Origin of the sequence: Klebsiella sp. KTE92, assembly GCF_000398905.1 — a bacterium.
Taxonomy (GTDB): Bacteria; Pseudomonadota; Gammaproteobacteria; order Enterobacterales; family Enterobacteriaceae; genus Klebsiella; species Klebsiella variicola.
This window is the reverse complement of record NZ_KB976100.1, coordinates 1,386,850-1,401,720: the sequence shown is the minus strand read 5'-3', so window position 1 is coordinate 1,401,720 and position 14,871 is coordinate 1,386,850. Positions and strand designations below refer to the sequence as shown.

Here is a 14,871-nt window from a genome sequence, read left to right as displayed (position 1 = left end):
GCGAAACGATCCGCATCACCCTGTCGCTGGTGGGTATGGTCCACCAGCGATGTGAAACCTCATCGATGACGAGTATAGTTTCGTCTTTGTTAATGATTCTGGACCCACCATGACCATTCAAAACATAATTTGTGATATTGACGGCGTGCTGATGCACGATAACGTCGCCGTTCCCGGCGCTGCCGAGTTTATCAAACGCATCCTCGATAAAGGCATGCCGCTGGTAATGCTGACCAACTACCCGTCGCAAACCGGCCAGGATTTGGCTAACCGTTTCGCCACCGCGGGCATCGACGTGCCGGATACCGCGTTTTACACCTCGGCGATGGCCACCGCCGATTTCCTGCGCCGCCAGGAAGGCAAGAAAGCCTATGTGGTGGGTGAAGGGGCGCTGATCCACGAACTGTACAAAGCCGGCTTTACCATCACCGATGTGAACCCGGATTTTGTCATCGTCGGGGAAACCCGTTCATTCAACTGGGAGATGATGCATAAGGCCGCCTTCTTCGTTGCCAACGGCGCCCGCTTCATTGCCACCAACCCGGATACGCACGGTCGCGGCTACTATCCGGCCTGTGGCGCGCTGTGCGCCGGGATCGAGAAGATCTCCGGCCGTAAGCCGTTTTACGTCGGTAAACCTAGCCCGTGGATCATCCGTTCAGCGCTGAACAAAATGCAGGCTCACTCCGAGCAGACAGTGATCGTAGGTGATAACCTGCGCACTGACATTCTGGCCGGCTTCCAGGCGGGGCTGGAGACTATTCTGGTGCTCTCCGGCGTCTCCACCCTCGATGACATCGACAGCATGCCGTTTCGCCCGTCGTGGATTTACCCTTCCGTCGCGGAAATCGATATTTTCTGATGCCAACCACGTCGCAGGACGTGGTTTTTCATTTATAGCGCCTGCCAAAAGTCATCCATCTAATAAAAACGGCCTATAAATGCGTATTCCTCAATAAAGTCGCTCAAAAGATACTCTTTTTTTACTGTTCAATAATCACAGTTGCGTTTTTTCTTTTTCAGGCCGCAAAACCCTTGCGCCAGCGCCCCCTTTACGGCATTTTCTTAAGCACGCACTCAGGCTTCGCCACGAGACGAAGCCAGCACAACATCAAACACGACAGGGTAATGGAGAAGGCTATGTGTTCTATTTTTGGCGTACTGGATATTAAAACTGACGCAGGCGAGCTGCGTAAAAAGGCGCTGGAGCTTTCCCGCCTGATGCGCCATCGCGGTCCGGACTGGTCTGGCGTGTATGCCAGCGACAAAGCGATTCTGGCGCACGAGCGCCTGTCTATTGTCGACGTCAACGCCGGTGCCCAGCCGCTGTACAACGCCGAAAAAACCCATGCGCTGGCCGTTAACGGCGAGATCTACAACCATCAGGCGCTGCGCGCGGAGTATGGCGATCGCTATCAGTTCCAGACCGGCTCTGACTGCGAAGTGATCCTCGCGCTGTATCAGGAAAAAGGCCCTGAGTTCCTCGACGACCTGCAGGGGATGTTCGCCTTCGCCCTGTACGACAGCGAGAAAGACGCGTACTTAATTGGTCGCGACCATATCGGTATTATTCCGCTGTATATGGGCCATGACGAACACGGCAACTTCTATGTCGCCTCCGAAATGAAAGCGCTGGTGCCGGTATGCCGCACCATTAAAGAGTTCCCGGCGGGCAGCTACCTGTGGAGCAAAGACGGCGAAATTCGCCAGTACTATCAGCGTGACTGGTTCGATTACGACGCGGTGAAAGACAACGTTACCGATAAGAACGAGCTGCGCCAGGCGCTGGAAGAGTCGGTGAAAAGCCACCTGATGTCCGACGTGCCTTACGGCGTGCTGCTCTCCGGCGGTCTTGATTCATCGGTCATCTCGGCTATCACCAAGAAATTCGCCGCCCGTCGCGTCGAAGATCAGGAGCGTAGCGAAGCCTGGTGGCCGCAGTTGCACTCTTTCGCGGTCGGTCTGGAAGGCTCTCCTGACCTGAAAGCGGCGCAGGAAGTGGCCAACCACCTCGGCACCGTACACCACGAAATTCACTTTACGGTCCAGGAAGGGCTGGATGCGATCCGCGACGTTATCTATCACATCGAAACGTATGACGTGACCACCATTCGCGCCTCGACGCCGATGTACCTGATGTCGCGTAAAATTAAAGCCATGGGCATCAAAATGGTGCTTTCCGGCGAAGGTTCGGACGAAGTGTTCGGCGGCTACCTCTATTTCCATAAGGCGCCGAACGCCAAAGAACTGCACGAAGAGACGGTGCGCAAGCTGCAGGCGCTGCATATGTTTGACTGCGCCCGCGCCAACAAAGCGATGTCCGCCTGGGGCGTGGAAGCCCGCGTGCCGTTCCTCGACAAGAAGTTCCTCGACGTGGCGATGCGCATCAACCCGCAGGATAAGATGTGCGGCAACGGCAAAATGGAAAAACACGTGCTGCGTGAATGCTTTGAATCCTACCTGCCGGCCAGCGTTGCCTGGCGGCAGAAAGAGCAGTTCTCTGACGGCGTCGGCTACAGCTGGATCGATACGCTGAAAGAAGTGGCCGCGAAGCAGATCAGCGATCAGCAGCTGGAAACGGCGAGCTTCCGTTTCCCGTACAACACGCCGACCTCCAAAGAAGGCTATCTGTACCGCGAGATCTTCGAAGAGCTGTTCCCGCTGCCGAGCGCGGCGGAGTGTGTCCCTGGCGGTCCGTCGGTGGCCTGCTCTTCAGCGAAAGCCATTGAGTGGGATGAAGCGTTCAAGACCATGAACGATCCATCAGGCCGTGCGGTGGGCGTCCACCAGTCTGCCTACAAATAAGCCCTGACGGGCGGTGAAACGCGAAACGGACCCTCCGGGGTCCGTTTTCTTTTTGCAGGATTTATGCCGCTGAAAAACGATAAATAACCAATAATTGCCGAATATTGCAGCGAGCTGTTCGCAACCTAACCAAACAGTCACATTACAACGATTTTCCTTGAAAAAGAGGTTGACGCTCGCAGGCCCAATACGCATAATGCGCCCCGCAACGCCGATAAGGTTACGCGAAAAAAAGATGGCTACGTAGCTCAGCTGGTTAGAGCACATCACTCATAATGATGGGGTCACAGGTTCGAATCCCGTCGTAGCCACCATCTTTTTTGCGGGAGTGGCGAAATTGGTAGACGCACCAGATTTAGGTTCTGGCGCCGCAAGGTGTGCGAGTTCAAGTCTCGCCTCCCGCACCATTCACCAGTTAGCGTTGTACGGATGGGGTATCGCCAAGCGGTAAGGCACCGGTTTTTGATACCGGCATTCCCTGGTTCGAATCCAGGTACCCCAGCCATATTTCTTCGATATTTGCGGTTCACCGCGACGGTATTGGGGTATCGCCAAGCGGTAAGGCACCGGTTTTTGATACCGGCATTCCCTGGTTCGAATCCAGGTACCCCAGCCATATTTCTTCGATATTTGCGGTTCACCGCGACGGTATTGGGGTATCGCCAAGCGGTAAGGCACCGGTTTTTGATACCGGCATTCCCTGGTTCGAATCCAGGTACCCCAGCCATCGAAGAAACAGTAAGACAATTTGGCTACGTAGCTCAGCTGGTTAGAGCACATCACTCATAATGATGGGGTCACAGGTTCGAATCCCGTCGTAGCCACCATATTCAGGACGTATCGATACGCATCGATAATTCCGAAACAATTTGTTGGGGTATCGCCAAGCGGTAAGGCACCGGATTCTGATTCCGGCATTCCGAGGTTCGAATCCTCGTACCCCAGCCAAATTAAAAAGTCGTTCAGCAGTGAACGCACTGTTGCCCTCAACCGGGGTAGTTACGGTAAAGCGCAACAGACAATTGGGGTATCGCCAAGCGGTAAGGCACCGGATTCTGATTCCGGCATTCCGAGGTTCGAATCCTCGTACCCCAGCCACTTAAATGCAAAAAAGCTCACTTCGGTGAGCTTTTTTGCTATTGGCGTCCTGACACGCTTACGCAGTACTGACTGCCGGGCAGGCGCTCTCCACTACGCCCCTGCCCGGGAAGCCGGTTTTACAAGCCTAAGGCATACTTCAGCGCCTGACGCTTCAACACCCCGGCGCGTTCAGCCGCCATCAGGCCAATATTACGCAGCATCCGCACCGGCGCCAGGTCATTGCTGAAACCGGCATAAAACAAATCCATCCCCGACTGCATGATAAAATTATCCGCTCGCCGCCGCGCCTGGTAGCGCTTCAGCACCAGCAGGCTGGCCCAGTCTTCGCCGCGACCGCGCGCTTGCGCCAGGATCTCCAGCAGGGCATCCACATCGCGGTAGCCAAGGTTAACCCCCTGCCCCGCCAGCGGATGAATGGTATGCGCCGCATCGCCCACCAGCGCCAGGCCGGGCTGGACATACTGCAGCGCATGACGCCGGGTGAGCGGAAAAGCGCCGGCCGCCTGCGGCGTAACACGACCCAGCCGCGCCGGAAAGTGACTGGCGATCTCCTGCTGGAGTTGCGCCATGGTCATGCCCTGCAGCTGACGGATCCGCGCCGGCGTGTCGTACCAGACCAGCGAGGCCCAGTGGTCGAACAGCGGCAGGAAGGCGCGCGGCCCGCTGGGGGTAAACTGCTGCCAGGTGCTGTCGCCGGGATCGTCGACGCATTCGACGCTGATCAGCATACAGGACTGCTGATATTGCCAGGCGTGTACGCCGATGCCGGCCATCTCCCGCACCTGGGAATTGGCGCCGTCGGCGCCGATCACCAGCCGGGCGTGGATCGCCTCTCTCTCGCGTAAATGCAGCGCGGTATGCGCCTCGCCGCGCTGCATCGCCTCCAGTTCGCTACCAACGCGCAGGGTGACCCCTTCATGCGCCGCCAGCGCTTGCCAGAGGCCCCATTGCAGGACCTTGTTCTCGACCATGTAGCCCAGCTCCGGCAGTTTGAGCTCTGCGGCGTCAAAGGCGACGTGCGCGCTCTCCCACTCCCAGGTCTCCAGACGACGATAAGCGTGGACGCGCATCGCCCGTACGGCATCCCAGACGCCGAGACTCTTCAGCAGGCCGACCGAAGCCGCGCTGATAGCCGAGATCCGCACATCCGGGGCGGATGCCGGTTCGAAAGCCGGAGGCGCCGTTTTCTCAAGCACCGTCACGGTAAATCCCTGTTGCGCCAGCCCCAACGCCAGGGCGCCGCCGACCATGCCGCCGCCCACGATGGCGACATCTGTTGCGTGAATTGTCATGGCTATTATCCTTAAAGCAGAATCCGTTAAGTTTACCGGATTTTTTGTTCCCTTGCGGTGATAACGCTCGCACTGGTCAGGGGGCGACCAAAGCATTACAATACGCGCCCTGGAAAGCGAAATTCACCCTGTATATATCCCCGCGTTTTGGATATCTATTACTGAGCATGAGCAAGTCAATGACAAAAAAACTCCATATTAAAACCTGGGGCTGTCAGATGAACGAGTATGATTCATCAAAGATGGCCGATCTGCTGGATGCGACACATGGGTATCAACTGACCGAAGTGGCGGAAGAAGCAGATGTGCTGTTGCTCAATACCTGCTCAATTCGTGAGAAGGCCCAGGAAAAAGTTTTCCATCAGCTCGGACGCTGGAAACTGCTGAAAGAGAAAAACCCGGACCTGATTATTGGCGTTGGCGGCTGCGTGGCCTCCCAGGAAGGCGACCATATTCGTCAGCGCGCGCACTATGTCGATATTATTTTCGGGCCGCAAACCCTGCACCGCCTGCCGGAGATGATTAACGCCGTGCGCGGCAACCGCAGCCCGGTGGTGGATATCAGCTTCCCGGAAATTGAAAAATTCGATCGCCTGCCAGAGCCGCGCGCCGACGGCCCGACCGCCTTTGTTTCGATTATGGAAGGCTGCAACAAATACTGCACCTACTGCGTGGTGCCGTACACCCGCGGAGAAGAGGTCAGCCGTCCGTGCGACGATATCCTGTTTGAAATCGCCCAGCTGGCGGCACAGGGCGTGCGTGAGGTCAATCTGCTGGGCCAGAACGTTAACGCCTGGCGCGGTGAGAATTACGACGGCACCACCGGCAGCTTTGCCGATCTGCTGCGTCTGGTCGCCGCCATCGACGGCATCGACCGTATTCGCTTCACCACCAGCCACCCGATCGAATTTACCGACGATATCATCGAGGTCTATCGCGATACGCCGGAACTGGTGAGCTTCCTGCACCTGCCGGTGCAGAGCGGTTCTGACCGGGTTCTGAATCTGATGGGACGCACCCATACCGCGCTGGAGTACAAAGCGATTATTCGCAAGCTGCGTGAGGCGCGCCCGGATATTCAGATAAGCTCCGACTTTATTGTCGGCTTCCCTGGCGAAACCACAGACGATTTCGAAAAGACGATGAAGCTAATCGCCGACGTCAATTTCGATATGAGCTACAGCTTTATCTTCTCCGCTCGCCCGGGCACTCCAGCGGCCGATATGGTCGATGACGTGCCGGAGGAGGATAAAAAGCAACGTCTGTATATTCTGCAGGAGCGGATCAACCAGCAGGCGATGGCCTGGAGCCGTCGCATGCTCGGCACGGTACAGCGCATTCTGGTGGAAGGCACGTCGCGTAAGAACTTGATGGAGCTTTCCGGGCGCACCGAGAACAACCGCGTGGTCAACTTCGAAGGTACGCCGGATATGGTCGGTAAATTCGTCGATGTTGAAATCGTCGATGTTTACACCAACTCGCTGCGCGGCAAAATCGTGCGTACCGAAGCGGAGATGGGTCTGCGTATCGCTGAATCACCTGAATCAGTGATTGCCCGCACCCGTAAAGAGAACGATCTTGGCGTGGGTATCTATCAGCCGTGATCCCTTCAGGCCTGTCGGTTCCGGCAGGCCTTGTAATTCCTCTCTCCGTCCCTATATCTACAGCAATGCTTGCGCCATTTTCCTGTGACGTAAATAATTTCCTGATTAGCCGGCCACGCGCCGCGTCCGGCCACCTGCGTAAAGAGGAACAGTTTGAACATAGACACTCGTGAAATTACCCTGGAGCCAGCGGATAACGCACGCCTGTTAGCCTTGTGCGGCCCGTTTGACGACAACATCAAACAGCTGGAGCGTCGGTTAGGCATTGAGATCAACCGCCGTGACAATCACTTTAAACTGACCGGACGCGCTATTTGCGTACACGCCGCCGCCGATATTCTGCGCAGCCTGTATGTCGATACGGCGCCGATGCGCGGTCAGATTCAGGATATTGAGCCGGAGCAGATCCATCTGGCGATCAAAGAGGCGCGCGTGCTGGAGCAGAGCGCCGAGAGCGTGCCGGAGTACGGGAAAGCCGTCAATATCAAGACCAAGCGCGGGGTGATCAAACCGCGTACGCCGAACCAGGCGCAGTACATCGCCAATATCCTCGATCACGACATCACTTTCGGCGTCGGTCCGGCGGGGACGGGTAAAACCTATCTGGCGGTGGCGGCGGCGGTCGATGCGCTGGAGCGCCAGGAGATCCGCCGTATTCTGCTGACCCGTCCGGCCGTCGAGGCGGGCGAAAAGCTCGGCTTCCTGCCCGGCGATCTGAGCCAGAAGGTCGATCCGTATCTGCGCCCGCTGTATGACGCGCTGTTTGAGATGCTCGGCTTTGAGAAAGTCGAAAAGCTGATTGAGCGTAACGTCATCGAAGTGGCCCCGCTGGCCTATATGCGCGGACGAACGCTGAATGACGCCTTTATCATTCTTGATGAAAGCCAGAACACCACCATCGAGCAGATGAAGATGTTCCTGACCCGCATCGGCTTTAACTCCAAGGCGGTGATCACCGGCGACATCACGCAGATTGACCTGCCGCGCAGCACCAAATCCGGTCTGCGCCACGCCATCGAAGTGCTGGCCGAAGTCGATGAGATCAGCTTTAACTTCTTCCATAGCGAAGACGTGGTGCGCCATCCGGTGGTTGCCCGTATCGTTAACGCCTATGAGGCGTGGGAAGCCGCAGACCAGAAACGTAAAGCAGAACTGGCCGCCGAGCGCAAACGCGAAGCCCAGGAACAGGAGCAAAAATGAGTCAGGTGATCCTCGATTTACAGCTGGCCTGCGAAGAGACCAGCGGCCTGCCGGACGAAGCCCTTTTTCAGCGCTGGGTCGATGCCGTCATTCCGCCATTTCAGGAGGAGTCAGAGTTAACGATTCGTCTGGTCGATGTTGCAGAAAGCCACGAGCTGAACCTGACCTACCGCGGCAAGGATAAGCCGACCAACGTCCTCTCCTTCCCGTTTGAAGCGCCGCCGGGGATTGAAATGCCGCTGCTCGGCGATCTGATCATCTGCCGTCAGGTGGTGGAGCAGGAAGCCAGCGAGCAAGGTAAGCCGCTGGAGGCGCACTGGGCGCATATGGTGGTGCACGGCAGCCTGCATCTGCTGGGCTACGATCATATCGAAGACGACGAAGCGGAAGAGATGGAAGGCCTTGAAACAGAGATAATGCTTGCTCTGGGCTATGAGGACCCGTACATTTCCGAGAAGATTGCTGAATAGCCCCCTGCCGGATGGCGGCGCTTGCGCCGCATCCGGCCGCTGTTCCTGCATTTTGCCAGCCTGAACGTCAGGCAACCCATGCCGTCCGGCGCTGAGTTTACGCGCGACGAGCGACAGTTAAATCAACATGAGAACCCAAACGACGCCATGAGCGACGACAATTCACACAGTAGTGACACAGTAAACAGCAAAAAGGGATTTTTCTCCCTGTTACTCAGCCAGCTTTTTCACGGGGAACCGAAAAACCGTGATGAACTGCTGGCGCTGATCCGTGATTCCGGGCAGAACGATCTTATCGATGAAGATACGCGTGACATGCTCGAAGGGGTAATGGATATCGCCGACCAGCGGGTCCGCGACATTATGATCCCCCGTTCACAAATGATAACCCTGAAACGTAACCAGACGCTGGACGAGTGCCTGGATGTCATTATCGAATCCGCTCACTCGCGTTTCCCGGTCATCAGTGAAGATAAAGATCACATCGAAGGGATTCTGATGGCCAAGGATCTGCTGCCGTTTATGCGCAGCGACGCCGAAGCCTTCAGCATGGAAAAAGTGTTACGGCCGGCGGTTGTCGTCCCGGAAAGCAAGCGGGTCGACCGCATGCTGAAAGAGTTTCGCTCACAGCGCTACCATATGGCGATCGTTATTGACGAATTCGGCGGCGTCTCCGGCCTGGTGACCATCGAGGATATCCTTGAGCTCATCGTCGGGGAAATTGAAGACGAATACGACGAAGAAGAAGATATCGATTTCCGCCAGCTGAGCCGCCACACTTGGACGGTGCGCGCTCTGGCCTCCATCGAAGACTTCAACGACGCCTTCGACACGCACTTCAGCGATGAAGAAGTGGATACCATTGGCGGGCTGGTGATGCAGGCCTTCGGCCATCTGCCGGCCCGCGGCGAATCTATCGACATTGATGGTTACCAATTCAAGGTGGCAATGGCAGATAGCCGTCGTATCATTCAGGTGCATGTAAAGCTGCCCGATGACGCTCCCCAGCCGAAGCTGGAAGAGTAAGCCGCGGCGCTGAAGGTCACGGCCAGCCGGGAGACAGACCGTGGGCGATCCCCGGCTGTCCCCTCCCCCTGCTGGCAAACAGCATAGCCTGTGGCAACAGGCGTTAATTTACGGGACGATTAGCCTAAATGGTATTTGCCTCTCTTCTTGAACGCCAGCGCGTACGTCTGCTGCTGGCGCTGCTATTCGGAGCCAGCGGAACGCTGGCTTTTTCACCTTATGACTTCTGGCCGGCAGCTATCGTTTCGCTGATCGGTCTGCAGGCGTTAACCCTCAACCGACGCCCGCTGCAAAGCGCCGGGATCGGCTATTTCTGGGGATTCGGGCTGTTTGGCACCGGTATCAACTGGGTCTATGTCAGCATCGCGCAATTCGGCGGTATGCCAGGTCCGGTTAACGTCTTTCTCGTCGTTCTGCTGGCGGCCTATCTCTCGCTCTATACCGGCCTGTTTGCCGGCCTGCTCTCCCGGCTGTGGCCCAAAACCAGCTGGCTGCGGGTGGCTATCGCCGCCCCCGTCGTCTGGCAAATCACCGAGTTCCTGCGCGGCTGGGTGCTGACCGGCTTCCCATGGCTGCAGTTCGGCTATAGCCAGATCGACGGCCCGCTGAAAGGTCTCGCGCCGGTGATGGGCGTCGAGGCGATCAACTTCCTGCTGATGATGGTTAGCGGCCTGCTGGCCCTGGCCCTCGTCCAGCGTAACTGGAAGCCGCTGGCTATTGCCGCGCTGCTGTTCGCCCTGCCGTTCCCGCTGCGCTATATCCAGTGGTATCAGCTGCTGCCGGAGCGCGCGACCCAGGTCTCGCTGGTGCAAGGCGATATCCCACAGGCCATGAAGTGGGACGAGAAGCAGCTGGTCAACACCCTGAAAACCTACCTGGCGCTGACCCAGCCGCATATCGGCCACTCGCAGCTGATTATCTGGCCCGAGTCAGCGATCCCGGATCTGGAGATCAACCAGCAGCAGTTCCTCAGCATGATGGACGATCTGCTGCGCGCAAAAGACAGTTCGCTGATCACCGGCATTGTCGATGCGCGTCTCAATAAGCAGAACCGCTACGATACCTACAACACCATCATTACCCTCGGTAAAGATAACCCGTACCGCTACGACTCGACCAACCGTTACAACAAGAACCATCTGGTGCCGTTCGGTGAGTTTGTGCCGCTGGAATCGATTCTGCGTCCGCTGGCGCCGTTCTTTGACCTGCCGATGTCCTCCTTCAGCCGCGGCCCCTACGTGCAGCCGCAGCTGATGGCGCATAACCTGAAGCTGACCGCCGCCATCTGCTACGAGATCATCCTCGGGGAACAGGTACGCGATAACTTCCGGCCGGATACCGACTTCCTGCTGACCATCTCCAACGACGCCTGGTTCGGTAAGTCCATCGGTCCGTGGCAACACTTCCAGATGGCGCGGATGCGCGCCCTGGAGCTGGCCCGCCCACTTCTGCGCAGCACCAACAACGGCATTACTGCGGTGATCGGCCCGCGCGGCGAGATCCAGCAGATGATCCCGCAGTTTACCCGCGAGGTGTTGACCACCACCGTGACGCCCACCAGCGGCTTAACCCCTTACGCCCGCACCGGCAACTGGCCGCTATGGGCGCTGACGGCGCTGTTAGGCTTCGCTGCGCTACTGATGAGCCTGCGTCAGCGTCGCCGATAAGTTTCTCCGCCGGCGACGCCCGTCGCCGGCATTTTTTCTCCCCGCGCCAGCCATCCTGGCACAGTCATTGCTTTATTCTCCCAGGTAGCGCCATCGTCCGACCCAGTGCAACCGGGTTGCACCATAAACGTTCGGCGGTCGCGCTATTTTGGTGCAATGGAAGATCTTTGCCTCCCATTGGTGCGGAGCACTTCGCAAAAATAAACAATAAAACAGCAAAATCTTTACATTAAGCCAAACTAAATGCTAACAAACACTTACAAATGCGGCACGTGGACGCGTGCCCCGAATAACAACACACACAATCACAATGGGTATCAATAGCGCCGCTGACGCTACGGATAAGGAGTTGGATATGCAATTACGTAAACTGGCCGCCGCAATGTTGGTCATGGGTGTGACCGCCGGTCTGGCACACGCAGAAGATGCCGCCCCGGCGGCAGGCCAGAGCACCCTGGATAAGATCGCCAAAAATGGGGTTATCGTTGTCGGCCATCGTGAATCTTCAGTCCCGTTCTCTTACTACGATAACCAGCAGAAGGTTGTGGGCTACTCTCAGGACTACTCCAACGCCATCGTTGATGCCATCAAGAAAAAGCTGAACAAGCCGGACCTGCAGGTCAAACTGATCCCGGTCACCTCGCAGAACCGTATCCCGCTGCTGCAGAATGGCACCTTTGATTTCGAGTGCGGCTCAACCACCAACAACCTTGAGCGCCAGAAACAGGCGGCCTTCTCCGATACCATCTTCGTAGTCGGCACCCGTCTGCTGGTGAAGAAAGGCGGTCCGATCAAAGATTTCCCGGACCTGAAGGATAAAGCGGTCGTTGTCACCTCCGGAACCACCTCAGAGATCCTGCTGCATAAGCTGAACGATGAGAAAAAAATGAATATGCGCATTATCAGCGCCAAAGATCATGGCGACTCTTTCCGCACCCTGGAAAGCGGACGCGCCGTGGCCTTTATGATGGATGACGCTCTGCTGGCCGGCGAACGCGCCAAGGCGAAGAAACCGGATAACTGGGAAATCGTCGGCACCGCACAGTCGAAAGAAGCCTATGGCTGCATGCTGCGTAAAGACGATCCGTCGTTCAAAGCGCTGGTCGATGAAACCGTTGCTCAGGCCCAGACCTCTGGCGAAGCGGCGAAATGGTTTGATAAATGGTTCAAAAATCCAATTCCGCCGAAAAACCTTAACCTGAACTTCGAACTGTCTGACGACATGAAAGCGCTGTTCAAATCACCTAATGACAAAGCACTGAACTAATTATAACAACCAGGGGCGGGATATCCTGCCCTCCCGATGATTGTCACAGCACGGACAGACTATACGGTGGCTGGTCGTTCCCCAGCCGCCGCGAATACCGAAACAAGCTGGACAACCGTCTTCGAGGGTAGCAATGGCTACCCTTTTTTTTCCAGGAGTCATGTATGTCAATAGACTGGAACTGGGGGATATTCCTGCAACAGGCCCCCTTCGGCAACACTACCTACCTGGGCTGGCTGTGGAGCGGTTTTCAGATAACCGTCGCCCTCTCCATCTCGGCCTGGATCATCGCTTTTCTCGTCGGCTCACTGTTCGGCATTTTACGCACGGTACCCAATCGCTTCCTCTCGGGCATTGGCACCTGCTATGTCGAACTGTTTCGCAACGTGCCGCTGATCGTGCAGTTCTTTACCTGGTACCTGGTGGTGCCAGAATTCCTGCCGGAAAATATCGGCATGTGGTTTAAATCGGAGCTGGACCCAAACATTCAGTTCTTTGTCTCCTCCATGCTGTGCCTGGGGCTGTTTACCGCCGCCCGCGTCTGCGAGCAGGTACGCGCCGCCATTCAGTCGCTGCCGCGCGGGCAGAAGAACGCCGGTCTGGCGATGGGCCTGACCCTGCCGCAAACCTACCGCTACGTGCTGCTGCCGAACGCTTACCGCGTTATCGTACCGCCGATGACCTCGGAAATGATGAACCTGGTGAAAAACTCGGCCATCGCCTCCACCATCGGTCTTGCCGATATGGCCGCGCAGGCGGGCAAGCTGCTGGACTACTCCGCTCATGCCTGGGAATCTTTTACGGCCATCACCCTGGCCTATGTCTTCATCAACGCGGTGATTATGCTGATTATGTATGTGGTCGAGCGTAAGGTTCGCCTGCCTGGCAATATGGGAGGCAAATAATGTACGATTTTGACTGGAGTTCGATCGTTCCATCCATGCCTTATCTGCTCGCGGGGCTGGTGATCACCCTGAAGATTACGGTGATAGCAATTGTTATCGGCATCGTCTGGGGCACCCTGCTGGCGGTAATGCGCCTGTCCAGCTTTCTGCCGCTGGCCTGGTTTGCTAAAACCTACGTCAACGTATTCCGCTCTATCCCGCTGGTGATGGTCCTGCTGTGGTTCTACCTGATTGTCCCTGGCTTCCTGCAAAACGTGCTGGGGCTATCGCCGAAAACGGATATTCGCCTGATCTCAGCCATGGTAGCGTTTTCGATGTTCGAAGCCGCCTACTACTCAGAGATTATCCGTGCCGGCATCCAGAGTATCTCCCGCGGCCAGTCCAGCGCGGCGCTGGCGCTGGGGATGACACACTGGCAATCGATGCGACTGGTGATCCTGCCGCAGGCCTTCCGCGCCATGGTGCCACTGTTGTTAACCCAGGGGATCGTCCTGTTCCAGGATACCTCGCTGGTATATGTATTGAGCCTCGCCGACTTCTTCCGCACCGCCTCCACCATTGGTGAGCGTGACGGGACACAGGTCGAAATGATCCTGTTCGCGGGCGGCGTCTATTTTGTGATTAGCCTCAGCGCCTCGCTGTTGGTCAGTTGGTTGAAGAAAAGGACTGTGTAATGATTACCCTGAAAAACGTTTCAAAATGGTATGGTCACTTTCAGGTGCTGACCGATTGCTCCACGGAAGTGAAAAAAGGCGAAGTTGTGGTGGTCTGCGGGCCTTCAGGCTCCGGTAAATCCACGTTGATTAAGACCGTGAACGGCCTTGAGCCAGTGCAGCAGGGGCAGATTATCGTCGACGGCACCGTGGTTAACGATAAAAAGACCAACCTGGCCAAACTGCGCTCGCATGTCGGAATGGTCTTTCAGCATTTTGAACTGTTCCCGCATCTGTCGATTATCGACAATCTGACGTTGGCGCAGGTCAAAGTGCTTAACCGCGATAAAGCGTCGTCGCGCAAGAAAGGTCTCAAGCTGCTGGAGCGCGTTGGCCTGGCGGCGCATGCGGAGAAATACCCGGCGCAGCTCTCTGGCGGCCAGCAGCAGCGTGTGGCTATTGCTCGTGCCCTGTGCATGGATCCGATCGCCATGCTGTTTGACGAACCCACCTCAGCGCTTGATCCTGAGATGATTAACGAGGTGCTGGATGTCATGGTCGAGCTGGCCAACGAGGGGATGACCATGATGGTTGTGACCCATGAAATGGGCTTTGCCCGCAAGGTGGCAAACCGGGTGATCTTTATGGATGAAGGGAAGATTGTCGAAGATGCTGACAAAGAGGCCTTCTTTGCCAATCCGCAATCCGATCGCGCCAAAGATTTCCTCGCCAAAATTCTTCATTAATGGTTTTTCTCTGCGCATACCGCCCGGTATGCGCAGCTTATCTTTTCCGCCATGTTATTCGTCAATATTATTTATGTGGCCCGTTATCGCTACTATCATTTACGTATTAAATAAACCTCGGGGATAAAAGCTGAA

12 protein-coding genes and 8 tRNA genes are annotated in these 14,871 nt (G+C 56.5%); 19 read left to right on the top strand and 1 reads right to left on the bottom strand.

What is annotated here, in order from left to right:
- The first annotated feature begins 109 nt into the window (after positions 1 to 109).
- The 10 genes from A1WC_RS18530 to A1WC_RS18575 all read left to right on the top strand — a co-directional run bounded on the left by A1WC_RS18530 (position 110) and on the right by A1WC_RS18575 (position 3,903).
- Positions 110 to 862, top strand: coding sequence for an HAD-IIA family hydrolase (locus A1WC_RS18530; RefSeq protein WP_008805653.1), 753 nt, complete (start codon positions 110 to 112; stop codon positions 860 to 862).
- 278 nt (positions 863 to 1,140) lie between these two features.
- A complete protein-coding gene (gene asnB / locus A1WC_RS18535) occupies positions 1,141 to 2,805 on the top strand; it encodes an asparagine synthase B (protein WP_008805652.1) in 1,665 nt (554 codons plus the stop codon).
- 237 nt (positions 2,806 to 3,042) lie between these two features.
- A tRNA-Met gene (locus A1WC_RS18540) sits at positions 3,043 to 3,119 on the top strand.
- Positions 3,120 to 3,127: 8 nt separating this feature from the next.
- Positions 3,128 to 3,212 (top strand) — tRNA-Leu (locus A1WC_RS18545).
- Between the two features lie 23 nt (positions 3,213 to 3,235).
- Positions 3,236 to 3,310 (top strand) — tRNA-Gln (locus tag A1WC_RS18550).
- Positions 3,311 to 3,346: 36 nt separating this feature from the next.
- Positions 3,347 to 3,421, top strand: a tRNA-Gln gene (locus A1WC_RS18555).
- Between the two features lie 36 nt (positions 3,422 to 3,457).
- A tRNA-Gln gene (locus A1WC_RS18560) sits at positions 3,458 to 3,532 on the top strand.
- Between the two features lie 23 nt (positions 3,533 to 3,555).
- A tRNA-Met gene (locus A1WC_RS18565) sits at positions 3,556 to 3,632 on the top strand.
- Between the two features lie 46 nt (positions 3,633 to 3,678).
- Positions 3,679 to 3,753, top strand: a tRNA-Gln gene (locus A1WC_RS18570).
- A 75-nt stretch (positions 3,754 to 3,828) separates the two neighbouring features.
- Positions 3,829 to 3,903, top strand: a tRNA-Gln gene (locus tag A1WC_RS18575).
- Positions 3,904 to 4,022: 119 nt separating this feature from the next.
- Here A1WC_RS18575 and ubiF read toward each other — a convergent pair.
- Positions 4,023 to 5,198 carry a 3-demethoxyubiquinol 3-hydroxylase gene (gene ubiF, locus A1WC_RS18580; RefSeq protein WP_016160496.1) on the bottom strand — a complete coding sequence of 392 codons (1,176 nt, stop codon included), beginning with the start codon at positions 5,196 to 5,198 and terminating at the stop codon, positions 4,023 to 4,025.
- A gap of 179 nt (positions 5,199 to 5,377) precedes the next feature.
- Between ubiF and miaB the strand changes: the two genes are divergently transcribed.
- The 9 genes from miaB (at position 5,378) to A1WC_RS18625 (ending at position 14,736) form a co-directional block, all read left to right on the top strand.
- A complete protein-coding gene (gene miaB / locus A1WC_RS18585; RefSeq protein WP_016160495.1) occupies positions 5,378 to 6,802 on the top strand; it encodes a tRNA (N6-isopentenyl adenosine(37)-C2)-methylthiotransferase MiaB in 1,425 nt (474 codons plus the stop codon).
- A gap of 153 nt (positions 6,803 to 6,955) precedes the next feature.
- Positions 6,956 to 8,002 (top strand): PhoH family protein, encoded by a 1,047-nt coding sequence (locus A1WC_RS18590; RefSeq protein WP_008805649.1) that lies wholly within the window; start codon positions 6,956 to 6,958, stop codon positions 8,000 to 8,002.
- The gene (gene ybeY / locus A1WC_RS18595; protein WP_002894722.1) at positions 7,999 to 8,472 is read left to right on the top strand and encodes an rRNA maturation RNase YbeY; all 474 of its coding nucleotides are present in this window, start codon (positions 7,999 to 8,001) and stop codon (positions 8,470 to 8,472) included. Before A1WC_RS18590 ends, ybeY begins: the two co-directional genes overlap by 4 nt.
- Before the next feature lie 147 nt (positions 8,473 to 8,619).
- A complete protein-coding gene (gene corC / locus A1WC_RS18600; protein ID WP_004197606.1) occupies positions 8,620 to 9,498 on the top strand; it encodes a CNNM family magnesium/cobalt transport protein CorC in 879 nt (292 codons plus the stop codon).
- Between the two features lie 128 nt (positions 9,499 to 9,626).
- Positions 9,627 to 11,165, top strand: coding sequence for an apolipoprotein N-acyltransferase (lnt, locus tag A1WC_RS18605; protein WP_016160494.1), 1,539 nt, complete (start codon positions 9,627 to 9,629; stop codon positions 11,163 to 11,165).
- Positions 11,166 to 11,520: 355 nt separating this feature from the next.
- Positions 11,521 to 12,432 (top strand): amino acid ABC transporter substrate-binding protein, encoded by a 912-nt coding sequence (locus tag A1WC_RS18610; protein WP_012542450.1) that lies wholly within the window; start codon positions 11,521 to 11,523, stop codon positions 12,430 to 12,432.
- Between the two features lie 164 nt (positions 12,433 to 12,596).
- On the top strand, positions 12,597 to 13,337 hold the full coding sequence (locus A1WC_RS18615) for an amino acid ABC transporter permease (RefSeq protein WP_002894709.1): 741 nt from the start codon (positions 12,597 to 12,599) through the stop codon (positions 13,335 to 13,337).
- The gene (gene gltK, locus A1WC_RS18620) at positions 13,337 to 14,011 is read left to right on the top strand and encodes a glutamate/aspartate ABC transporter permease GltK (RefSeq protein WP_016160493.1); all 675 of its coding nucleotides are present in this window, start codon (positions 13,337 to 13,339) and stop codon (positions 14,009 to 14,011) included. Before A1WC_RS18615 ends, gltK begins: the two co-directional genes overlap by 1 nt.
- Positions 14,011 to 14,736, top strand: a complete 726-nt coding sequence (locus A1WC_RS18625) for an amino acid ABC transporter ATP-binding protein (protein ID WP_004885898.1) — start codon at positions 14,011 to 14,013, stop codon at positions 14,734 to 14,736. The genes gltK and A1WC_RS18625 overlap by 1 nt, the downstream gene beginning before the upstream one ends.
- The last annotated feature ends 135 nt before the right edge of the window (positions 14,737 to 14,871 follow it).